This window comes from Streptomyces sp. NPDC001599 (assembly GCF_042893535.1).
Classification (GTDB): Bacteria; Actinomycetota; Actinomycetes; order Streptomycetales; family Streptomycetaceae; genus Streptomyces.
Genome location: NZ_JBIAVA010000005.1, coordinates 83,171 through 105,091, shown reverse-complemented (window position 1 = coordinate 105,091; position 21,921 = coordinate 83,171). Strand labels below are relative to the sequence as shown.

Annotated in this window: 20 protein-coding genes; 5 read left to right on the top strand and 15 right to left on the bottom strand. The window is 72.9% G+C overall.

From position 1 onward, the window contains the following. Nucleotides 1-43: 43 nt before the first annotated feature. The 12 genes from ACFYZ3_RS15310 to ACFYZ3_RS15255 form a co-directional block, all read right to left on the bottom strand. Nucleotides 44-1,471: a PP2C family serine/threonine-protein phosphatase gene (locus ACFYZ3_RS15310; RefSeq protein ID WP_388517075.1), complete on the bottom strand. Its 1,428-nt coding sequence runs from the start codon at nucleotides 1,469-1,471 to the stop codon at nucleotides 44-46. Between the two features lie 3 nt (nucleotides 1,472-1,474). Continuing rightward, nucleotides 1,475-4,264: a tetratricopeptide repeat protein gene (locus ACFYZ3_RS15305; protein ID WP_388517072.1), complete on the bottom strand. Its 2,790-nt coding sequence runs from the start codon at nucleotides 4,262-4,264 to the stop codon at nucleotides 1,475-1,477. 58 nt (nucleotides 4,265-4,322) lie between these two features. Continuing rightward, on the bottom strand, nucleotides 4,323-5,657 hold the full coding sequence (locus tag ACFYZ3_RS15300; RefSeq protein ID WP_388517069.1) for a hypothetical protein: 1,335 nt from the start codon (nucleotides 5,655-5,657) through the stop codon (nucleotides 4,323-4,325). Between the two features lie 71 nt (nucleotides 5,658-5,728). Beyond that, a complete protein-coding gene (locus tag ACFYZ3_RS15295) occupies nucleotides 5,729-6,784 on the bottom strand; it encodes a glutamate ABC transporter substrate-binding protein (protein WP_388517067.1) in 1,056 nt (351 codons plus the stop codon). A gap of 83 nt (nucleotides 6,785-6,867) precedes the next feature. Then, on the bottom strand, nucleotides 6,868-8,232 hold the full coding sequence (locus tag ACFYZ3_RS15290; protein WP_388517064.1) for a hypothetical protein: 1,365 nt from the start codon (nucleotides 8,230-8,232) through the stop codon (nucleotides 6,868-6,870). A gap of 154 nt (nucleotides 8,233-8,386) precedes the next feature. Further along, on the bottom strand, nucleotides 8,387-9,358 hold the full coding sequence (locus tag ACFYZ3_RS15285; RefSeq protein WP_388517061.1) for an N-acetylglucosamine kinase: 972 nt from the start codon (nucleotides 9,356-9,358) through the stop codon (nucleotides 8,387-8,389). After that, nucleotides 9,349-10,614 carry a 6-phospho-beta-glucosidase gene (locus tag ACFYZ3_RS15280; protein ID WP_388517058.1) on the bottom strand — a complete coding sequence of 422 codons (1,266 nt, stop codon included), beginning with the start codon at nucleotides 10,612-10,614 and terminating at the stop codon, nucleotides 9,349-9,351. The genes ACFYZ3_RS15285 and ACFYZ3_RS15280 overlap by 10 nt, the downstream gene beginning before the upstream one ends. A 19-nt stretch (nucleotides 10,615-10,633) precedes the next feature. Then, nucleotides 10,634-11,524 carry a carbohydrate ABC transporter permease gene (locus tag ACFYZ3_RS15275; RefSeq protein WP_388517055.1) on the bottom strand — a complete coding sequence of 297 codons (891 nt, stop codon included), beginning with the start codon at nucleotides 11,522-11,524 and terminating at the stop codon, nucleotides 10,634-10,636. Further along, nucleotides 11,521-12,465 (bottom strand): carbohydrate ABC transporter permease, encoded by a 945-nt coding sequence (locus ACFYZ3_RS15270; protein ID WP_388517052.1) that lies wholly within the window; start codon nucleotides 12,463-12,465, stop codon nucleotides 11,521-11,523. The genes ACFYZ3_RS15275 and ACFYZ3_RS15270 overlap by 4 nt, the downstream gene beginning before the upstream one ends. A gap of 6 nt (nucleotides 12,466-12,471) precedes the next feature. Continuing rightward, nucleotides 12,472-13,809, bottom strand: a complete 1,338-nt coding sequence (locus ACFYZ3_RS15265) for an ABC transporter substrate-binding protein (protein WP_388517050.1) — start codon at nucleotides 13,807-13,809, stop codon at nucleotides 12,472-12,474. 63 nt (nucleotides 13,810-13,872) lie between these two features. Continuing rightward, nucleotides 13,873-15,090: an ROK family protein gene (locus ACFYZ3_RS15260; RefSeq protein ID WP_388517047.1), complete on the bottom strand. Its 1,218-nt coding sequence runs from the start codon at nucleotides 15,088-15,090 to the stop codon at nucleotides 13,873-13,875. Nucleotides 15,091-15,315: 225 nt separating this feature from the next. Beyond that, nucleotides 15,316-16,500: a mechanosensitive ion channel domain-containing protein gene (locus tag ACFYZ3_RS15255; RefSeq protein WP_388517857.1), complete on the bottom strand. Its 1,185-nt coding sequence runs from the start codon at nucleotides 16,498-16,500 to the stop codon at nucleotides 15,316-15,318. Between the two features lie 256 nt (nucleotides 16,501-16,756). On the opposite strand from ACFYZ3_RS15255, the gene ACFYZ3_RS15250 reads away from it, so the two are divergent. After that, nucleotides 16,757-17,293, top strand: a complete 537-nt coding sequence (locus tag ACFYZ3_RS15250) for an HNH endonuclease (protein ID WP_061444733.1) — start codon at nucleotides 16,757-16,759, stop codon at nucleotides 17,291-17,293. Nucleotides 17,294-17,449: 156 nt separating this feature from the next. Here ACFYZ3_RS15250 and ACFYZ3_RS15245 read toward each other — a convergent pair whose 3' ends face one another. Both ACFYZ3_RS15245 and ACFYZ3_RS15240 read right to left on the bottom strand, forming a co-directional pair. Beyond that, on the bottom strand, nucleotides 17,450-18,106 hold the full coding sequence (locus ACFYZ3_RS15245; RefSeq protein WP_388517045.1) for a class I SAM-dependent methyltransferase: 657 nt from the start codon (nucleotides 18,104-18,106) through the stop codon (nucleotides 17,450-17,452). 8 nt (nucleotides 18,107-18,114) lie between these two features. Continuing rightward, entirely contained in the window at nucleotides 18,115-18,705 is a 591-nt protein-coding gene (locus ACFYZ3_RS15240; protein WP_388517043.1) for a TetR/AcrR family transcriptional regulator, read from the bottom strand. Between the two features lie 69 nt (nucleotides 18,706-18,774). Between ACFYZ3_RS15240 and ACFYZ3_RS15235 the strand changes: the two genes are divergently transcribed. Then, nucleotides 18,775-19,548, top strand: a complete 774-nt coding sequence (locus ACFYZ3_RS15235) for an oxidoreductase (protein ID WP_388517040.1) — start codon at nucleotides 18,775-18,777, stop codon at nucleotides 19,546-19,548. Nucleotides 19,549-19,581: 33 nt separating this feature from the next. Then, nucleotides 19,582-20,040 (top strand): VOC family protein, encoded by a 459-nt coding sequence (locus ACFYZ3_RS15230; protein WP_388517037.1) that lies wholly within the window; start codon nucleotides 19,582-19,584, stop codon nucleotides 20,038-20,040. On the opposite strand, the gene ACFYZ3_RS15225 is transcribed toward ACFYZ3_RS15230, so the two are convergent. After that, complete coding sequence (locus ACFYZ3_RS15225) at nucleotides 19,994-20,428, bottom strand: Rrf2 family transcriptional regulator (protein ID WP_388517034.1); 435 nt, start codon at nucleotides 20,426-20,428, stop codon at nucleotides 19,994-19,996. The two genes, ACFYZ3_RS15230 and ACFYZ3_RS15225, sit on opposite strands and share 47 nt — an antisense overlap. Nucleotides 20,429-20,559: 131 nt before the next feature. Here ACFYZ3_RS15225 and ACFYZ3_RS15220 point away from each other — a divergent pair, with 131 nt between their 5' ends. Both ACFYZ3_RS15220 and ACFYZ3_RS15215 read left to right on the top strand, forming a co-directional pair. Continuing rightward, nucleotides 20,560-21,297: an SDR family NAD(P)-dependent oxidoreductase gene (locus tag ACFYZ3_RS15220; RefSeq protein ID WP_388517031.1), complete on the top strand. Its 738-nt coding sequence runs from the start codon at nucleotides 20,560-20,562 to the stop codon at nucleotides 21,295-21,297. A gap of 310 nt (nucleotides 21,298-21,607) precedes the next feature. Further along, complete coding sequence (locus ACFYZ3_RS15215; protein ID WP_061444727.1) at nucleotides 21,608-21,919, top strand: hypothetical protein; 312 nt, start codon at nucleotides 21,608-21,610, stop codon at nucleotides 21,917-21,919. Nucleotides 21,920-21,921: the final 2 nt, after the last annotated feature.

Genomic DNA, 21,921 nt, shown 5'->3' with positions numbered 1-21,921 from the left:
CGGTCCGCGAGGCCGCCCCTCCACCCGTGTCCGTGCGGGGGCCTCAGGCCGATCCTGCCCCCTGCGGCGGGGCCGGGAACGGCAGGAGGGCCACTGTTACGTTGTCGTGGCCCCCGCCGTCCAGGGCGTGGCCGACCAGAACGCGGGCGCCGTGCAGCGGGCGGTCGGCGGCGTCCAGGGGCATGGCCTCGGCCATCTCCTCGGCGGACTCCGCGTAGTTCCACAGGCCGTCCGTGCAGACCACGACCACACCGGCGCGGTCCGGCTTGAAGGACGCGGTGTGCGGCTCCAGTTCGTAGGCGTCGGCGCCCAGCCAGCCGGTGATCGCGTGGGCGCGCTCGTCGGCGTAGGCCTCGGCCTCGTTCATCAGGCCGGCGGCGACCATCTGCGCGGCCCACGAGTCGTCCTCGGTGAGCCGGGCGGGCGGGGTGGCGCGGTCGGCCGGGACCCAGTAGACGCGGCTGTCGCCGACCCAGCCGACGACCAGCAGACCCGCGGTGACCACGGCGCCGACCAGGGTGCAGGCGGGCGCGTTCTGGTGCGGGGCCTGCTCGCGGGCGGTGGCGGGCTCGTCGGCCAGCGCGTTGACGGCGTGCGAGGCGGCGAGGATGGCGTCGTGCATGGCCTGCTGCGGGTGCGTGCCGCGCGGCAGGGCGCCGAGCAGCGACTCACCGGCCGCCCGGGACGCGGCGAGCGAGGCGTCGTCGGGGCGGGTCGCGGAGGACACGCCGTCGCAGACGATTGCCACGGAGGCGGGGGCGCCGTCGGGCAGCGCGGTGCAGCCCACCGAGAAGGCGTCCTCGTTGCGGTGGTGGCGCAGGCCGCGGTCGCTGACGGCGGCGATCGGGCCCGACTCCTGCTCCATGTGGTCGCGCTCGCGGGGCTGGGCGTGCCCGCAGTTCTCGCAGTAGCCGTCGTCGTCGACCCGGCCCGCGCGGCAGGCCACGCACACCTTCTCGGCCGCGGCCGGTGCGGCGGCGGGCCGTCGGGGAGCGGCGGCCGGTGCGGGGGCCGGGGCCCGTTCCGCTGTCAGCCGCGGGTCGGGCGCCTGCAACGGGTACTCGTCGGGCTCCCCCGGCCGGTCGAACCGCACCCCGGGCGCGGGTGACCCCGCCGGTGCCGAGGACGGTGCCGCGGGAGCCGTCGGTGCCGCCGGTGCCGAGGGCGGCGCGGCGGGCGGTGGCGGGGACGGCGGCAGCGGGGAGCCGCCCGAGTCGGTGCCCGGCAGTTCGGCCGCCGCGTGCACCGGGGCGGGGTGGCCGTGGCCGTCCGAGTCCCGGGCCACGGGCCAGTCCACGCCGTCCGGCCCCGGCACCGCGCCGTTGATGGCCAGGGTCGGGCTGTCCTCGGGCCGCGCCGGCACGACGGACAGGTCGTATCCGCACGCACCGCAGAACCGGTCACCCGACTCGAGGGGTTCCTCGCAGCTCGGGCACTTCGGCACGGCGGCCTGCTGGGGCATCTGCGACATCAACTACACCCACGTCCGGGGGCGGTAACGATTGGCACGTTCCACCAGGTCGATCCTCTCCTCGCCGCCCCGCGCCAGCCGGGCCAGCGTGCGGTACGAACGCTCCAGGCCGAAACGCAGGCCGCGTTCGTCCAGGCCGCTGCCGAGCAGCGTCCGTCCCCCGGCGGCATGGGGGTCCCCCCGCTCGAGCGAAGCCGAGAGCGGGGGAGGGACGGAACCCCGACCTCCGGAGAGTACCCAGTCCAGCGCGCAACCGAGGACCTCGGCCGACAGCTGCTCGCGCCGCGCCGGATCCAGACCGTACACGTCCAGCGCCTCGACCTGCCGCGCGGCGGCGATCAGGTCGTCCAGGAACCGCAGGTCGCCCGCGGCCGCGGTGCGCTGCCGCAGCCGCGCCCGGACGGCCGCCACGCGCGCCGCGGTGCAGTGGACGGACGACTCCGGCACCGACTCCAACGTCCGTACGGCCGCCGCCCGGTCACCCGCGGCCAGCTGCACCCGGGCCAGCCCGAACGCCGCGCTGACGTGGCTGGGGTCGGAGGACCACACCAGCCGGTAGTACTCGGCGGCGTTGTCGAGCTGCCCCAGCACCTCCGCGCACAGGCCGAGCGCCAGCTTGGGCGCGATCTCGCCGGGGAAGGCGTCGTAGATCGCGTCGAAGGCCAGCGCGGCGTCCTCGTGGGCGCCGGTCACCAGCGCGGCGAGACCGCGGTACCAGACCACCCGCCAGTCGTCGGGGCGCTCACCCTCCAAGGTCCCCAGCGCCTCCAGGGCGCCGGCCGCGTCGCCGTTCTCCAGCCGGGCCCGGATCTGCCGCAGCCGGGTCTCGGTCGACGGCGCCGGAGCGGCGGCCAGCGCGGTCAGCAGCTCGGCCGGTGCGGATGCCATCAGGCCCGCCAGGAAACCCGCGTTGGGGTCACCGGCGTCGACCCGGGGGACCGGCAGCGCGAGCGAGGCGGTGGGCGCGTCGGCATCCTTGACCAGGCCGAAGCCGCCGGTGCCGAGACCGCCGGGACCGCCGGGACCGCCGACCGTGCTGACCGCACCCGGCAGCGAGGCGCTCGCACCCCCGGACGCGGCGACCGGGGTGCCCGCCGCCCCCGCCCCGGTACCCGCGCCGACCGGCGGAGCGTGCGCGACGGTCCCGCCCGGTGCGCCCACGGCCGGACCGGCCCCGCCCGGCAGCGCGGGCGCGGCGCCCGCCCCGCCCGGCAGGGCCGCACCGGAGCCGCCCCGCCGTCTTCTCGTACGCGGGGCCCTGGCCCCCAGCCGAGACACCTCGCCGTCCAGGCGCGGGAACAGCTCCGTGTCCGTCACCCGCACCTCGGGCCCGAACAGGGTGGAGACGGCGGGCCTCGCGCGGCCCGTCTGGAGCGAGACGACCTCGCGCAGCACGCCCGTCAACTGCTCCGCCATCTCCTGCGCGGAGGCGAACCTGCGGGCCGGATCCGGGTCGGTGGCCCGCACCAGCAGCCGGTAGAACGACTCGTAGTCCCGGAAAACCTCGATGCTGTCGGGGTCCGGCAGCGAGTCCGCGTAGACGGTGGTGTAGCCCTGGAAGTCGAACGACAGCACGGCGAGGGTCCGCCCGACCGTGTACAGGTCGGACGCCACCGACGGGCCGACGTCGGTGACCTCCGGGGCCTGGTAGCCCACCGTGCCGTAGATCGCCGACTCGTCGTCGTCCATGCGGCGCACCGCGCCCATGTCTATGAGCTTGAGCTGGTCCTCGGTCTGGATGGCGTTGTCGACCTTGAAGTCGCAGTACAGCAGCTTGCGGCTGTGCAGGTGGCCGAGCGCCTCCAGCGCCTCGATGCCGTACGCGCAGGCCTGCTCGACCGGCAGCGGGTCGCGCCGTCCCTGGGGGGAGCGCCGGGCGTTGGCGATCTCCTTGAGCGACTTGCCGCCGACGTACTCCATGACGATGTAGCCGTCGAGGGAGCCGGTGCGCTGGTCGAGGTGCTCGACGAAGTTGTAGATCCGCACGATGTTGGCGTGCTCGATCTCGGCGAGGAAGCGCCGCTCGGAGATCGCCGCCGCCATCGCGTCCTGGTCGCCGGTGTCCAGCAGGCCCTTGAGGACCACCCAGCGGTCGGACACCGCCTTGTCCACGGCCAGGTAGATCCAGCCGAGGCCGCCGTGCGCGAGGCAGCCCACCACCTCGTACTGGCCGTGCACCACGTCCCCGGACTTCAGCTTGGGCACGAACGAGTACGGGTGGCCGCACTTGGTGCAGAAGCCCTCCGTGCGGCCCGGCCGCTCGCCGCGCGCCCGCCCGACCGGCGCCCCGCAGTCCGAGCGCGAGCAGAACCGCTTGCGCTCGGGCACCTCCGGGTGGTCCATCACCATCTCGCGCGGGTCGGGCCGCGGCACCGCCGGTACCTCGACGAGACCGACGCCGAGGCGCCCGCGTCCGGTGGAACCCGCGGCCGAACCGGAGCTGCGCACCGACACCGAACGCCCCGTGGAGCGGCCCGAGACCGCCCGGGAGAGCCTGCCGGACACCGAGCGCCGGGACTTCGACGAACGCGACGACTGGGACGACGTGCGCGAACTGCGGGCGCTGGAGCGGGAACCGCCGCTGCCCGACGAACCGCGTGACCCGCCGCGCGACCCGCGCGAGCCCCCGCCCCCGCCGCCTCCGGCGACGCCGGTCGGCGTGGAGCCGAGCGCGCCGCCGGCCGCGACGACCGGCGCCAGACCGCACGTGTCGCAGTACAGCTCGCCGCCGCCCATGTCCTCGTAGGTCCCGCCGCAGCCGGGACGCTGACACGTCCGCCCTGCCTCACTCATGACGCTGCCTCCCCCTTCTCGCTTCCGCGCCGGTCGCCGCCCGTGGGCCGGTTCTCGCTCATGCGCCGGGCCCCGTCCGGTCCACCGGTCCGCCCTGGCCGGGCACGCGCCGTGCGGTGCCGAGCAGTTCGGCCGCCGCGTGCTGGTAGCGCAGCACGGCCTGCTCCGCGACGCGCAGGTCGCAGGGCGCGCTCCACAGCATGCGCCGCGCCTTCTCGTACTTCTCGGCCAGCTCGGGATCCTCGGCGTGGCCCAGCCGGGCCATCTTCGCCTTGTACGCGTCCAGCCGGCCGCGCAGCTCGGCACGGACCGCGAGCGGCGCGGTGACCGCCGTCAGCGACTCCCGGGCCCGCAGCAGTTCGTCCTCCGCCTTCTCCTCCAGGGACTCCAGGAGCGGCGACAACCGGTGCCACTGGGCGTGCCTGCGGTACTCGGCGGCCGCCGCGAGCTGCTCCTGGAGCACGATCGGCGGCCCGCCGACCACCGGCACCTCCGTCGCGGCGATCTTCGCCAGCACCTCGCCGCGCGCGGTGCGGGCCTCGGCGAGCGTGCGGTCCGCGCGCGAGAGCACGTCCCGTAGCCGCACGATCCGCTGCTCGGCGTCCTGGCGCACGGCCAGCACCGCGTCGATCTCGCGGCGCACTTCCTCCAGGGCACGCGCCTCCCGGTCGTACACCGTGGTGTCCGGGCGGCCGCCGCCCGGTGCCGAACTGCCCCGGGCGGGCGTCCAGAAGGCCAGCGGGTCGGAGATCACCTGTTCGCGCAGCCGCGTCAGGGTGCGGGTGATCCGCTCCAGGTCGTCGCCCGCCGGGTGCTCGCCCGGGCGCACGCCCACGGAGTGCGCCAGCTTGCGGGTGCGCCCCAGCTCGGCGGCGAGTAAATCGATCCGGGCGGGCAGCGCCGACCACACCGCGTCGGCGGCGACCACCATGTCCAGGGAGGTCGCGTAGAGCTGGTTCATCCGCTCGACCAGCGTCACCAGCGAGTACCGCTCGCTGAGCCGGCCGGGACCGCCGTGCGGGGCGGGCGCGTTGGCGGTGGCGGCGGCCGAGCCGGCCACCGTGACGGCCTCGCCGCGCAGCAGCTCGGTCAGCTCCACCAGGTCCTCGCGGCTGGACCAGCGGCGTCGGGAGCGGATCTCCCGGGCCGAGCGCAGCGCGCCCGTGTACGCGTCGAAGTAGGTCCACAGCAGCGTGATCGACGCCTCCGCGGCCCCCCAGCGCTCGGCGGTGACGCCGGTCAGCGCGGCGCCTTCGAGGAGTCTGCGGCCCGCGTGGTCCTGGAGGGCGAGGAGCGAGGTCTCGATCGCCTCGTGCTCCGCGCCGAGCCGCGCCAGCGCACGGTCCACCTCGTCCCGGTCCATCACCGGCCCGGTGGGTCCCGTGTCGCCCATCGATCACCTCTCGCCGTCGCGGACTTGCGTGTGCCGTACGTGTGCTCTGTCTTCGCCTGCGCCGCCGCCGGTCAGCTCCCGCGCAGGTACTGCGGGTTCGGCGGCAGCGACTTGGCCGGGTCGTCCATGGTCTCCGACAGCCACTCCTCGTACGAGTGCTGCCACCCGTCGGCCTGGTCCGAGCGCCACTGTTCGAGGACGCGGTTGACCCGGCGTACCAGATCGTCGGCGTCCTTCTTCATCGCCACGCCGTAGTACTCGGTCGTGAAGGCGTCGCCCTTCAGCTCGACCGTCGGGTCCTGCGCGGCCTGGCTCGCGGCGAGGGCGCCGTCGGTGACCACCGCGTCGACCTCGCCGAGCTGGAGCCGCACCAGGCAGTCCAGTTGGTTGGGAACGGTGGTGCGCAGGTCGACGCCCTCGGCGAGCCTGCCGTCCTTCTGGTCCTGCTCCAGTGTGCTCAGCGCCGTCGAACCCGCGGCCGTGCAGATCTCCTTGCCGGCCAGCGTGCCGTTGTACCCCGTGATCTTCGAGGACTTGGGCGCCAGCACCTGCTGGCCGGTCCTGAAGTAGGGGGCGGAGAACGCGACGTCCTTCAGCCGGTCGCAGTTGATGGTCATCGTGCGGACCACCATGTCGACCCGGCCGTCCTGGATCGCGGGGACGCGCTGGTCGGTGGGTATCGCCTTGAACTGCACGGCGTCCTCGTCGCCGAGGATGTCCTTGGCGATCCGGTGCGCCAGGTCGATGTCGAAGCCCTCCAGTTCGGCGGCGCCGCCGCTGTTCGGGTCGCGGTAGCCCCAGCGGAAGCTGTTCTGGTCGACGCCGACGATCAGCTTGCGCTTCTCGCCCTCACGGGCGCGGATCTCGTCGATGGTGGGCCCGTCGTCCCCGGACGGGGCGAGGGTCTGCTTCTCCGGGTCGGTGCACTCCTGCGCGGCCCGCGCCTGGCTGCCGCCGGCGGCGCCGTGGCCGTCGCCCACCGCCCCACCGCCGCCGCCCCCGCCTCCGCCGTGCCAGGGGAGCGCCGGCAGGAGCAGGGCCGCCAGCACCGCGAGGCCGCAGGCGAAGGCCATCGCCCCCACTCCGCCCCAGCCCTTCAGGCCGGTCCGCAACCGTCCCGCACGCATCCTCACGCCCCCTCTCACGGGTCCTGCCTCCACGGGCCGCACGGGCGCCCCTTCCCACCGGCCCGCCGGGCCCGCACCCCGCCTCACCGGTACTCCGACAGCCTGCGGCCGATGCCGATGAGCGCCCCGGCCGCCCCCAGCGCGGCGAGCACGCCCGCGCCCTGCGGCAGGTAGCGCATCGCGTCCAGGCCGTCGCCCGCCGCCTGCTCGAACTCCGCCTTCTCGTGCTTCAGTGCGGTGGCGAGCGCGGCGTCGACGCCGTCGAAGCATTCCACCGTGGCGCCGTCTCCGCCGATCACCAGGTTCAGCGCCTGCTGGTAGTTGCCGTTCTCGTCCTGCGTACGGGCCGAGGTGTGGCGCTTCTTCCACTCCGTCATGTTGCCGTTCGCCGTGCCGACGGGCCGTTCGCCCGCCTTGTCGTCGGCGAGCCGCTCCGCCTCGGCCAGGGCCTTGGCGAGGCTGTCCATGTTCTTGCCGAAGGCCAGGTCGTAGGAGTCGTACGTCTTGTCGCCCACCTTGGTCGTCTCCGCGCCGCGGGAGACCAGGGTCAGGTTCTCGTTGCCCCGGGCCTTGAGGGAGGCGATGCGGGCCTCGTTCAGCGCGTTCAGGGAGCGCACGCCGTGCTCGTGGGAGTCGGTCAGGTTCGACCGCGCGACGCCGTGGCCGACGACCAGCCAGAGCAGTACGACGGCACAGGCGGCGGTCGCCGCGACCATCCCGTGGTTCAGGACGCGGTTGGTGCGCCGGTAGGTGCGGTGCTGGGCCCAGGCCAGTGCGGCGAGCAGGACGACGCCGAGGGCGATCGCCGCCCAGGGGTAGGGCTTGGCGTCGCCGTAGTCGGCGCCCAGCCGCTGGTTCTCCTTCTTGTAGAGGTCCTCCGCCGCCGGGAGCATCTCCTTCTGCATCTTCTCGTTGGCGTAGCGCAGATAGGCGCCGCCGACCGGGAAGCCCTGCCGGTTGTAGGTGCGGGCGCGCTCGACCAGGCCCTTGTACTCGGGCAGCAGGCGGTTGAGCTTCGCGATGGTCGTCGCCGCGGGAGACTTCGGCTCGGAGTTGGCGGCGGCCGTCACGAGCCCCTCGGCGGCGGCCCGGATCCCGGTCTCGTAGCGGGTGCGGGAGTCCTCCGTCTCCTGGCCGCCGGCCAGGAAGCCGCTGGAGGCCGCGGTGTTGGCCTCGGCGAGGGAGCGGTAGATGTCGGCCGCCGCGGAGCTGAGCGGCTGGCTGCGGGTCAGCACGTCGTCGGCGGCGGCGGCCCGCTCGTTCATCTGCCAGGCGGTGACGGTGCCGAAGGCGACGACGAGCACGGCCAGCAGCGCGCCGATGATGCGCAGCCGCCCCGGCTCGGTGACCGCCGCCGCGCGCAGCCGGTCCACGCCCTCGGCGAAGGCGGTACGACGCGGCGCCGTGTCCGGCGGCGGTGCACTGCCGCTCTTCGGCGGTTGAGTCACTGCCGACCTCCCCCATGGTCATCCGTCGCCGCAAGTATCGCCGCCCGCACCGACATTCGCACCGGCCTTCGTCCGATCTTGATGTGATCCCGGTGCAACGCACCACCCCTGCCCATGAATACGCCACGGGAACCGGTTCGGTTCCCGTGGCGGCTCAGGCGGTGAAGTGCTCCCGGGCCCGCTCCCGGGCCCCGGGGGACGCGCCCAGGTGGTCGAGCCCCAGGAGCACCGCGCCGAGCACGGGCCGGGCCGTCACCACCCGGGGTACGGCCTTGGGGGCGCGGGCCGCCAGCAGCTCCCGTATCCGCCCGTCGAGCTGCGGATGCCGGGCCGCCAGCACACTGCCGCCCAGCAGCACCGGCGCCGGTTCGGCCAGCAGGTCGAGCCGGGTCAGCGCGACCGTGGCCATGGCCACCACCTCGTCGGCCTGCCGGTCCACGACCGACCGGGCGAGCGGGTCGCCGTCGGCCGCCGTGGCGAACAGCACCGGGGTCAGCTCGTGCCGCCGTACCGGCTCGATCCGCCGCAGGTGCAGGGCCTCGATGAGCGCGTACATCGAGTCGAGGCCGAAGTGGGCCGGCAGGGTGCGGGCCAGCTCGGTCGGCTCCCCCCGGCCGTCCTCCGCGCGGGCGGCGTGCCACAGCGCCTCCTCGGCCAGCCCCCAGCCGCCGCCCCAGTCCCCGGAGATGCGGCCGATGGCCGGGAAGCGGGCGGTGCGGCCGTCGGGGCGCATGCCGACGCAGTTGACGCCCGCCCCGCACACCACGGCGACGCCCAGCGGCTCGGCGACGCCCGCCCGCAGGATGGCGAACGTGTCGTTGCGGACCTCGACGCTCCCGCCCCACGCGCGCGCGTGCAGCGCGGCGGCCAGCTGTTCCTCCTCCACGGGCAGGTCGGCGTTGGCCAGGCACGCCGACACGTGGTCGACGGAGGTGACCCCGGCCGCCGCGAAGGCTCGCGTCACCGCGTCCGCCAGGGCGTCGACGGCCCGCTCGACACCCACGGCGGGCGGCCGGAAGGCCCCGCCGCGGGCCGTGGCGAGGACCTCGCCGTCGGCCGCCACCACGGCCACGTCGGTCTTGCTGTTGCCCGCGTCGACGGCGAGGACGCCTGCGCTCAGGCCCACGCCAGGTGCTCCCGGTTGTGCGCGATCAGCCGGTCGGTGAGCTGCTCGGCGTACGCGTACTGCCCGACGAGGGGGTGGGCGAGCAGCGCCCGGAAGACCCGGTCCCGCCCGCCGCGCAGGGCTGCGTCCAGGGCCAGGTCCTCGTAGGCGGTCACGTTGGCCATCAGCCCCGCGTACAGCGGGTCGACGTCCGCGACCGGCAGCGGGGAGGCACCCTTGCCGCCCACCGCCACCGGCACCTCGATCACCGCGTCGTCGGGGAGGAAGGGCAGCGTGCCCCGGTTGTAGGTGTTCACCACCTGGTACGGGGAGCCCGCGCCGCCGAGCAGGGCGGCGGCGAGGTCGACGGCGGCCTCGGAGTAGTAGGCGCCGCCGCGCTTGGCGAGCAGCGCGGGCTTCTCGTCCAGGGCCGGGTCGCCGTACATCCGAAGCAGCTGCCGTTCCATCTCCGCCACCTCTGCGGCCCGGGACGGCTTGGTGCGCAGCTCGTCGACGACCTCGTCGTGGGCGTAGTAGTAGCGCAGGTAGTAGGAGGGGACGACGCCCAGGCGGTCCAGGAGGGGCCGGGGCAGGCGCAGGTCGGCGGCGACCGCCTCCCCGTGCTCGGCCAGCAGGCGGGGCAGCACGTCCTCGCCCTCGGGGCCGCCGAGCCGTACGGCGGTCTCCCAGGTGAGGTGGTTGAGGCCCACGTGGTCCAGGTGGACGTCGGCGGGCGCCACCCCGAGCAGCGCGGCGAACTTGCGCTGGAGCCCGATCGCCACGTTGCACAGCCCGACCGCCCGGTGCCCGGCCTGGAGCAGGGCACGGGTGACGATGCCGACCGGGTTGGTGAAGTCGATGATCCAGGCGTCCGGGTTGGCCCGGCGCACCCGCTCGGCGATGTCCAGCACCACCGGCACGGTGCGCAGCGCCTTGGCGAGGCCGCCCGCGCCGGTCGTCTCCTGCCCGACGCAGCCGCACTCCAGCGGCCAGGTCTCGTCCTGCTGCCTGGCCGCCTGCCCGCCGACCCGCAGCTGGAGCAGTACGGCGTCGGCGCCGTCGACGGCCGCGTCCAGGTCGGAGGTGGTGACCACGCGGCCGCCGTGCCCCTGCCGGGCGAAGATGCGGCGGGCGAGGCCGCCCACCAGCTCCAGCCGGTCCGCGGCCGGGTCGACGAGCACCAGCTCCTCCACCGGCAGCGTGTCCCGCAACCGGGCGAAGCCGTCGATCAGTTCGGGCGTGTAGGTCGAACCGCCGCCGACCACGGTGAGTTTCATGAAGTCATCAGTCCTTTGCTCATCCCTTGACTCCGGTCAGCGTGACGCCCTCGACGAACGCCTTCTGCGCGAAGAAGAACACGAGGATCACGGGGGCCATGACCAGCACGGTCGCGGCCATGGTGAGGTTCCAGTCGGTGTGATGGGCGCCCTTGAAGGACTCCAGGCCGTAGGAGAGCGTCCAGGCGCCGGGGTTCTCGGAGGCGTAGATCTGGGGGCCGAAGTAGTCGTTCCAGGCGTAGAAGAACTGGAAGAGGGCCACGGCCGCGATGCCCGGCCTGGCCATCGGCAGCACGACCTTCAGCAGGGTGCGCACCTCCCCGCAGCCGTCGACCTTCGCCGCGTCCAGGTACTCGTCCGGGATGGTCAGCAGGAACTGGCGCAGCAGGAAGATGGAGAAGGCGTCGCCGAAGGCCATCGGGACGATCAGCGGCCACAGGGTGCCGGACAGGTCCAGCTGCTTCGCCCAGAACAGGTACATCGGGATGATGATCACCTGCGGGGGCAGCATCATCATCGAGATGACCAGCATCAGCGACAGATGCCTGCCCCGGAAGCGGAACTTGGCCAGCGCGTACGCCACCGGGATCGACGACGCCACCGTCAGCACGGTGCCGAGCCCCGCGTACAGCAGTGTGTTCTTCCACCAGGTGAGGAAGCCGGGCGTGTCCAGGACGGCCCGGTAGTTGCCCCACTCCCAGGTGTGCGGCCACAGGTCGCGGGTGAGGGCCTGCTGGTCGCTCATCAGCGAGGTGAGGACCACGAAGACGAACGGCAGCGTGAAGAAGAGGGCGGCGGCCAGGCCCAGCGAGTGGACGGCGATCCAGTGCAGCAGGACGCGCCGGCGGGCGGTGCGCTCCTCGGTGGGCGGGGTGCCGGCCACCACGGGCCGGTCAAGTACCTGGGTCATCGGTCACCTGCCTGGAGAAGTCCGCCCCGGCGGCGCATCAGCAGCGCCGTGAAGGCCATGGCCAGCGCGAACAGCACGAGCGCGACCACGCAGGCGGAGCCGTAGTCGAAGCGCTGGAAGCCGAGGTTGTAGACGAGCTGGGGGAGGGTGAGGGTCGACTTGTCGGGATAGCCCGGCTCGAAGGACTGCCCGGAGCCGCCGATGATCCCGGAGGCGACCTTCCCGGCGACCAGCGGCTGCGTGTAGTACTGCATGGTCTGGATCACGCCCGTGACCACGGCGAACAGCACGATCGGCGAGATGTTCGGCAGCGTCACGAACCGGAACCGCTGCCAGGCCGACGCCCCGTCCAGCTCGGCCGCCTCGTACTGCTCCTTCGGTACGTCGAGCAGCGCGGCCATGAAGATCACCATCAGGTCGCCCACGCCCCACACGGCGAGCGCGGTCAGCGCGGGCTTGGACCAGGCGGCGTCCGTGAACCAGCCGGGCGCCGGTACGCCGAGGCCCTCCAGGACCGAGTTGACCGGTCCCGTACCGGGGTTGAGGAGGAAGACGAAGGCGAGCGTCGCGGCGACGGGCGGGGCGAGGTAGGGCAGGTAGAAGAGGGTGCGGAAGACCCCCGCGCCCGTCCTGACCTTCGTGATGAGCAGCCCGACCCCGAGTCCGAACACCACCCGGCAGGTCACCATCACCAGGACCAGCCAGAGGGTGTTGCGCAGCGCGGGCCAGAACAGCGGGTAGTCCTGGAAGACGTACGCCCAGTTCTCCAGGCCCCGGAACTCCGGGACGCCGAAGCCGTCGTACTTCATCAGCGAGAAGTACACGGTGGACACCAGCGGGTAGGCGAAGAAGACGCCGACCCCGACGAGCCACGGCGACATGAAGGCCGCCGTCCGAAGCGCCGAGGAACGGCGCTTCGCGCGGAGCGTGTTGGTGGCCATGGACCGCTACTTCGTCTGCTCGATGTCGCGGTCGATCTGCGCGGCGGTCTTCTCCAGACCGGCCTTGAGGTCCTTCACCTTGCCCGACTCGTACTGGTAGCCGAAGTCCTGGAGGGTCAGCTGGTAGGTGGCGCCGTTGACGGAGGCCGGCGGGGAGTTCGACTCGGGGTGCTGGGCGATGTCCAGGAAGGTCTTGAACGCCGGGTCGGTCTTCAGGCCGGGCGACTTGAGGGCCGGGAAGGTGGAGGGCACGTTGCGGATGGCGTTGGCGAAGGCGACGACGGCCTCGGTGTCGGTCGTCATGTACTTCACCAGCTCCCACGCGGCGTTCTGCTTCTTGCTCTGCGGGGCGATGCCCATGACGGTGCCGGAGAGGAATCCCTTGCCGTACTCGGCCACCTCGTCGTCGGCGACGGGCATCGGCGCGGTGCCGATCTCGAAGTCGACCCCGGCGTCCTTCGCCATGCCGAGCCGCCACTCGCCGTCCAGCTGCATGGCGACCTGGCCGGTCTGGAAGGGGTGCTTGGCGCCCCACTCGTCGCCGAAGGTGTTGCGGTACTTCTCCAGCTTCTCGAAGCCGCCGAGGTCGTCGACGAGCTTCTTCTGGTAGGTGAACATCTCGGCGAACGCCGGGTCCTCGGCGACGCTGGACTTGCCGTCCTCGTCGAAGTAGGCGTGGTCCCACTGGGACATGTAGTGGTCGACGACGGTCTCGTAGCCGTGGTAGTTCGGCATGAAGCCGAGCTGCTGGTACCCGTCGCCCTTGGTCTTCGTCAGCTTCTTCGCCACTTGGGCGAACTCCGACCAGGTCTTCGGCGGGGCCTTGATCCCGGCTGCCTCGAAGGCGTCCTTGTTGTAGTAGAGGCCGTAGGCGTCGCCGAGCAGGGGCAGGGCGCAGCGCGTCCCCTCGAACTGGGTGTACTCCAGCATCGGCTTCGGGATGAGCGCGTCCAGGTCGAGCTTCGACTTCTCGACGAACGGCTTCAGGTCGAGGAAGGCGCCCGAGGAGCAGAACTTGCCGATGTTCGAGGTGGTGAACGAGGACACCACGTCGGGGCCGCTCGAACCGCCCGCGCGCAGGGCCTGGTTGAGCTTGTCGTCGTTGATGTTGCCGACGACCTTCACCTTGATGTTGGGGTGCGCCTTCTCGAAGCGGTCCACGTTCGCCTGGACGGCCTTCACCTCGGCGGGCGCGCTCCAGCCGTGCCAGAAGGTGATGGTCGTCTCGGCGTTCGGGTCGTCGGAGGCGCCGGATTCGGACTGGCCGGTACAGGCGGTGGCGAGCAGGGCGAGGCTGGCGGAGGCGGCGACCGCGAGGGCCGCTTTTCTGGATATTCCGGGCATGGCGAAGCTCCCAGGGGCAGGGTGGGGACAGGCGGGTGGAGCGAGTGGGTGGCGGTACGGGGGTCAGCGCGAGGTGTCGAAGACCTCGTCGCGGGTGGTCGCGAGCGCGCTCTCCAGCGCGCCGCGCAGGACGGGGTGCTCGGTCACGTCACCGACGGCGAGCCGGGGCCGGGAGGCGGCCAGTTCCTCCAGCTCGTCCCGGACCAGGTCGCGCAGCGCCTCGCCGCCTGCGGTGAGGGAGGTGCCGCTCAGGACCACCAGCTCGGGGTCCAGGACCGAGACGAGGGAGGCGAGGCCGGTGGCCAGGCGGGTGGCGTAGGTCTGGAGCAGCCGGCGGTGCGGATCGTCGTCGGAGCCGGCCTGCGCCGCGCGGGCGACGAGGGCGGCGGCGACCTCGGTGTACGGCCCCGAGGGCACGTCGGTGACGCCCAGCTCTCGGGCCAGTCCCGGCAGGGCCTGCGAGCCGGCCAGCTCCTGGAAGCCGCCGCTGCCGGTGCGACTGACCTTGCGGACCAGCGGGGCGCCCGGCACCGGCAGGAACCCGACCTCCCCGGCGCCGCCGGTCCAGCCGCGGTGCAGCCGCCCGCCGAGGACCAGCGCGGCGCCCAGGCCCTCCTGGTTCCACAGCAGCACGAAGTCCTCGTGACCCCGGGCCGCTCCGAGGCGCTGCTCGGCCACGGCGGCGAGGTTCACGTCGTTCTCGTACTCCACCGGCATCGGCAGCGCGGCGGCGAGTTCGTCCAGCAGGGTGGGGGAGTGCCAGCCGGGCAGGTGGGAGGCGTAGCGCAGCCGTCCGGTGCCCGGGTCGAAGGCGCCCGGCGTGCCGATGACGAGGCGGTGGACGTCGTCGCGGGCGAGCCCGGCGGCCTTCACCGCGCCGTCGAGGGCGTCGGTGACCTGCTGGACGACGGGGGCGGCGGCGCGCCGGCCCGGGGTGGGCAGCTCGAACCGGCCGACCGTGCGGCCGGTGACGTCGGCGACCGCGGCGAGGACCCGGCCCGGGGTGACGTCGATCCCGGCGGCGTACGCGGCGGCCGGATTGACCTCGTAGAGCTGGGCGCCGGGCCCGGGGCGCCCCTCGGTCGTCCCCCCGGCCAGGACCAGCCCCGCCGCCTCCAGGCGGGCCAGCAGCTGGGAGGCGGTCGGCTTGGACAGGCCGGTCAGCTTGCCGATCCGGGTCCGGGACAGCGGCCCGTGCTCCAGCAGGAGGTCGAGGGCGGCCCGGTCGTTCATGGCGCGCAGGACGCGCGGGGTGCCCGGCGTACCGGCGGTTCCTGCCATGCGTGTCCACACCTGCCTCTCGACCGCTCAGCTTTTCAGGGGGCGGTGGGGGAAGTCCACCGCGCGGATCACGGGAAACGTTCCGGCGGGACGCCTGGAGAGCGTCTGTTAGGAAAGTTTCCTGTTGGCTGGAGAACGTAGGCCCGCCCGCAAGGAGCCGTCAAGAGACCGCCCCCGAGGCAACGCAGTCGTTACCTCGGGGGCGGGAAGCGCACGGAGCGCGGGCTACTTGCTGGTGCTGGGCGGCGGAATGGGGGACGCCGCCACGGACTGCGGCGACACCGTGCTCGCGTACGCCGACGGTGCCGCGACGCCCGCCGTCGGGTCGGCGGCGGCCGGGGCGCCCTCCAGCGGGACCGTGGCACCGCCGACGATCGCGATGCCGGCCGCGTCGAAGGCCCGCTTGATCCGCCAGCGCAGCTCACGCTCGACGGTGAGGGACTTGCCGGGCATGGTCTTCGCGGAGACCCGCACCACCATCGAGTCGAGCAGTACGGAGTCCAGTCCGAGGGTCTCGATCGGCCCCCACAGCATCTCGTTCCAGGGCTCTTCCTTGCTCATCCGCTCGCCGACCGCGGAGAGGGTCTCCTTCACCTTGTCCAGGTCCTCGTCGGAGCGGACGGTCACGTCGACCCCGGCCGTGGACCAGCCCTGGGAGAGGTTGCCGATGCGCTTGACCTCGCCGTTGCGGACGTACCAGATCTCGCCGTCGACGCCGCGCAGCTTGGTCACCCGCAGCCCGACCTCGATGACCTCGCCGGAGGCCACCCCCGCGTCGATGCTGTCGCCGACGCCGTACTGGTCCTCCAGGATCATGAAGACGCCGGACAGGAAGTCGGTGACCAGGTTGCGGGCGCCGAAACCGATTGCGACACCGGCGACACCGGCGGAGGCCAGCAGCGGGGCCAGGTTGATCTGGAAGGTGCCGAGCACCATCAGGGCGGCGGTGCCGAGGATGAGGAAGCTCGCCACCGAGCGCAGCACGGACCCTATCGCCTCGGAGCGCTGTCGGCGCCGCTCGGCGTTGACCAGCAGCCCGCTCAGCGCGGTGCCGCCGGACGCCCCGCTCCTGCGGTTCATCCGCTCTATCAGCTTGGTGATCGCCCGCCGCACCACGGCGCGCAGCACGACCGCGATCACCACGATCAGCAGCACCCGCAGCCCGATCGCGAGCCACGTCGACCAGTTCTCCTCGACCCAGCCCGCGGCGTTCGTCGCGCTCTCGTGTGCCTCCTTCAGCGAGGGCACGGTCGGGGCCGTCGGGGACGGCGACGGCGAGGGCGACGACGCGGACGACGCGGACGACGAACCGGCGGCCAGCAGGGGCAGGACGGCGGCGGACAGGGACACGGCGGAAACCTCCAGGTGCGGCGGCCCGTCCTGCGCGGTCCGGTCCGAGGTCCGGTCCAAGGTCACGGAAAGGTCACCGGACGGGCAGATGCACCACACTAACGGGGCACCGGACCCGGTTCGGCCCGAAACCGGCGGGGGAGACACTGCTCACCCGCGCCCGAACTGGTCACGCCCAAGCCCACGCGCCCCGTGTGGTCGAAAACACTCCCAGCCCGTTACCGGGACATGGTGGCGCTACGACCAGGCATGAGGGGAGACTGAACCAGATCGTCCCGGCGCGAGCCACGCGCCGCCGACGCCCAAGGAGGCACCCGTGCCGCATGTCCTGGTCCTCAACGCGTCGTACGAGCCACTCGGCGTCGTACCGCTCCGCCGCGCGCTCGTCCTCGTCCTGGAGAACAAGGCCGTGTGCCTCGAGGAGTCCGGCGCCTACCTGCACAGCGCGACCGTCACCGTGCCCGCACCCAGCGTGGTCCGGCTCAAGCGGTTCGTGCGGGTGCCCTACCGGGGCCCCGTCCCGCTCACCCGCCGTGCCCTGTTCGCCCGCGACGGAGGCCGTTGCATGTACTGCGGCGCCGTCGCCACCAGTGTCGACCACGTCATCCCGCGCAGCCGCGGGGGCCTGCACGCGTGGGACAACGTGGTGGCGTCCTGCCGCCGCTGCAACCACGTCAAGGCCGACCGCCACCTGGTCGAGCTGGGCTGGCGCCTGCGCCACAAACCGGCCCCGCCCACCGGCCTGGCCTGGCGCATCATCGGCACCGGCCATCGGGACCCGCGCTGGTTGCCGTACTTGCAGCCGTACGGCGCGGAGGACGCCATGGCCCGGATCGACGGCATTTCCGCCTGAGGTCCGGGCCTCCGCTTGCTCCGGCCCCGGGTCGGCGCACCCGGTTCTTCCGCGGCCCGGTGTCCAGGGCGATCCCGACCGGCTCGGGCAGCGCGACCTCCTTGCCGCGCCCCAGGCGTGGGCGCGGTGCGTGAGGGAGCCGGGGCGGCGGGCCGGTCAGGGGCGGCGCCAGGTGAGGGTGTAGCGCCAGAAGAGGCGTCGGCGCAGTCGGGCGCCGGGCAGAAGCGTGCGGGCCGCGGCAGTGACGTCGGAGAAGGACATGCCGGCCGGTCGGGTCCGGGCGGTCATTGAGTTGGGTGGGGCGGCGTTCCGGCCCCTGTTCTTGAGCCACCCGATGGCGGCGTTGGGGAGGACGGCGGCCGCGCCGAGCAGGTGGTCCGTGGCCGTCTGCGGCCGAAAGAGGCCGACGACGACCAGGGTGCCGCCGGGGGTCAGGTGCCTGCGGAACGTGTCGAGGGCCTCGGCGAACGGCAGATGGTGCAGGGTGGCGACGCAGGTGATGACGTCGTGAGGTCCGGCGGGGAGTCCCGTCAGGGCGTCCGCGACGGTGAAGGACGCCGCCGTCGGCTCCGGGGTCAGCGCGCGCGCCCGCGAGACGACCACGGGGTCGGAGTCGACGCCGTGGACCTCGTCGGCGCGGGCGGCGAGCAGGCGGACCAGGTCACCGGTGCCGGACCCGACGTCCAGCGCGCTGCCGAACCGGTGGGGGAGCCGGCGCAGGATCCAGCGGTGGTAGTGGGCGTTGTGGTCCCAGGGGTGAGCGGCGTTGAACCGGTCGAGCGCCTGGACGAGGCGATGCGGCAGTGACGTCATGCGCTTCCTCAGGTTGGACGCGGAGCACTGTGCCGCAGGCCGTCGAGGAGGAGGCCGGTGATGGTCCGGGCCTCGTCCAGCCATCCCTCTCTCACGCGCAGGGCGCAGACGCCGCCGAGGGCCCGCAGCAGGGTGGGGCCGGAGACGTCGTCGCGGACGGTGCCGGCCGCGACGCCGGCGTCGAGCAGCCGGGTGAGAGCGTCGCTCATGCGGGAGCGGGCGTCGTCGAAGACCGGTGACTCGCTCGCCATGATGCTCTCCAGCGCCACGGACATCCCCTTGCCCACCGCGGCGTGGTCCACGAGCAGCAGCAGGAAGCGACGCAGGGCCTCCGCCGGAGCGTACTGGGCCAGCAGGTGCTCGGGAGCGGCACACAGGTCGTCGACCTCTTTGCGGTAGACCTCCTCGATCAGCGCGTCGCGGGTCTCGAAGTGGCGGTAGAGCGTCCCGACGGCCACCCCGGCCCTGCGGGCGATGTCCTCCACGTGCGCGTCGGTGTCCCCGTCGAGGAACGCCTCGCGTGCCGCGGCCAGCAGTGCCTCGCGGTTGCGCCGCGCGTCCCGGCGCAACGGGCGTGGTGTCGTCAAGGAAACCTCCATAAGGTGAGTCCGACTCCGTTTAGGTGTACGGTTTCCGGAGTCAGGTTCACTTTACTGAGGGGATCTCCCGTGCCGAACATCGACAGGAGTCTGGACGGCCTGCGCGTGCTGGTCACCGGTGGCAGCCGCGGACTGGGCGAGGCGACCGTGCGCCGGTTCGTCTCCGCCGGCGCGACCGTGCTGACGGCCTCCCGCACCCCGCCCGCCACGGACGGCGGCGCCACGTTTCTCGCCGCCGACCTGTCCACGGAGCAGGGCGTGGCCGACCTCGGTCGCCGCGTCGTCGAGCACGTGGGCGGTGTGGACGTACTCGTGAACAACGCCGGAGCGGCGAGCGCGCCGACGCCGACCCTGAGCCGCTCCGACGCGTCCTGGCGGGCGGACCTGGAGATGAACCTCCTCGGCGCGGTGCGCCTGGACCGGGCCCTGGTGCCGGGGATGGTCGAGCGCGGCTCCGGCGTCGTGGTGCACGTCTCCTCGATCGCCAGCCAACTGCCCCAGCGCACCGAGGCGTCCTACGCCGCCGCCAAGGCCGCGCTGAACACCTACAGCCGTGAGCTGGCCATCGAGGTCGGTGACCGCGGCGTGCGGGTGGTGTGCGTCCTGCCCGGCTTCGTCGTCACCGACGGCGCCACCGCCCACCTGCGCCACATGGCCGAGCGGCAGGGCGTGACCACCGACGAGGTCACCCGGCAGCTCGTGGACCACCTGAAGGTCCCTCTGGGCCGCCCCGGGGATCCCGAGGACGTCGCCGAGATGATCGCCTTCCTCGCCTCCGACCGCGCGAAGTGGCTCACCGGCGCGCAGTTCCGCGTCGACGGCGGCATCCTCCCCACCGTCTGAACCCCGACCAACAGGAAGAACGGGTCGCGGACCATGCCCATCACCCTCACTTCCGTGATCATCGACGCCACCGACATCGAGACGGAGGGCGCCTTCTGGCACCGCCTTCTCGGTGGCTCCGTCCACCGCATACCGACGCATCACTTCGTTCAGGCTCCCGGCCTGCAGGTGGTCGTCGTGCGGTCGGCCCCCGGACACGTCCCTCCGGGCCGGCCCGACGGCACCTCTCGGCGGCTGCACCTCGACTTCGGCGTCGAGGACCTCGCGAGCGCCGACCGCACGGTCGCCGAGGCGGGCGGCACCCGCCTGCGGCCGACCGGGGAGAGCTCCGCGGACGACCACACCGGCAGCCGCGTCCACGCCGGCCCCGCCGGGCATCCCTTCTGCCTTCGCGCCTGGGACCGCACAGCGCCGGACAACCGCCTTCGGCGCCCTGACGGGGAGGCTAGTGAGGTGCCGCGAGTACGTTCCGGAGTACGTCTTCGAGCGTGACGCGGGCCAGCTCGTGCCGCACGGTCTCCTCGATGCCCTCGTAGATGTCCTGCATCGCCGGCTGGATGCCGTGACCCACCACGCATCCCTGGTCCGGGGTGGCGCGGTGCATCGCGAACAGCGGGCCGGGTTCCACCGCCTCGTACACGTCGAGCAGGGTCATCGACCCCAGCTCGCGCGCCAGCGACCAGCCCGCGCCCACACCCCGTCGGGACTCCACGAGCCCGGACCTGCGCAGCTCGCCCAGCAGCCGCCTGATCACCACGGGATTGGTGTTCGCGCTGGCCGCGATCTGCTCGGAGGTGGCGACCTCATGGCCCTGGCGCTGGTAGAGGCCGATCCAGGCCAGCGCGTGGGCGGCGATGGTCAGCCTGCTGTTGGCGCTCATGAGTCCCTCCTCCCGGCCGCAACGCTTTATGTTACGACAGCTGAGTCGTAACAGCGAAGGTTGCGACAGATAGTCGTAACAATTAATGTTGCGACTATCTGAAGGATCGAACGATCAACGAGGTGGGACGAATGGGCAAGTCACTCGCGGGCAAGATCGCCGTGGTCACCGGGGGCAGCACCGGCATCGGATTCGCGACCGCACGCGCGTTCCGCGACGAGGGTGCCAGGGTTTTCGTCACCGGTCGCCGCAAGGACGCGCTCGACGCCGCGACCGCCGAGCTCGGACCTGCCGTGACCGGCGTGGTCTGCGATGTCTCCGTGCTCGCCGACCTCGACGCGTTCTACGGCACGGTGCGCGACCGGGCCGGCCGCATCGACGTGCTGGTCGCCAATGCCGGCATCGGCATCGCGGCTCCGTTCGGGGAGGTGACGGAGGAGCTGATCGACTCGGTGTTCGCCGTCAACGTCAAGGGAACGATCTTCACCCTGCAGCAAGCGCTGCCGCTGCTCAGCTCCAACGCTTCGGTGATCCTCACGGGTTCGACCGCCTCGGCACGGCCCACCCAGGGACTCGAGGTCTACGGGGCGTCGAAGGCCGCCGTCCGCAACCTCGCCCGTGGCTGGGCCCACAGCTCGCGCACGCACGGCTTCCGGGTCAACGTCGTGTCCCCGGGCGGGACGCGCACCCCGGGTCTGCTGGAGCTGGTCCCGCCCGAGGCTCTCCGGCAGTCCGAAGGCGAGGTCCCGCTCGGCCGGCTCGCCGAACCCGAGGAGATCGCCGCCCTGACGACGTTCCTCGCCTCGGACGCGTCGAGTTACGTCAATGGTGCCGAGTTCTTCGCCGACGGTGGTTACGCGCAGGTGTGACACTCGCGCCGTCGCGTGCCCGCACCGCGGCGGCGTGTTGAAGAGGGGCGCGCATGTGCGACCGGTTTGGGTGATCCGTGCGCGGGTTAGGTGATTTTTTGGCCGGGTCCGGGCGTATTCGAGAGGGGGTGGATGTGACCAGGGCCACGTTGGCGGTATTGGGGCGTCTGTCCTCGTGCGGACTGGGTAGGGGCTGCCGTAACTCGCCACAAGCGTGCTCGGTACGACGCCTCACCCAGAGCCCGACCCAGAGCCCGATGACGGGCCCGTTCCACCGTCCGACCCAGAGCCTGATCCAAAGGAGACCCCCGTGGCTGCACTGGCGCCCCTTCTGCTCCCGGCCCCTTCCAAACCCGTGGCGGAGCCGTCCACTCCCTGGGCGGAGCCCTCCGCCGCCTCCGAGACCCCGCACTACTGCGTCTTCGGCGCCACCGGCAGCTGCGCCGAGACCCCGCTCACCAGCGAACCGCCGCTGCCCGACGCCGAGCCCCTCACCAGCGAGTCGCCGTTCGCCGACGCCGTACCGCTGACCAGCGAGTCCTCGCCCGAACTCACGGCCGACGTGCCGGAGCAGGGCGGCCCCTCCTTCGCCGTCCCCGTCCCGGAACCCACGAGGTCGTAGAG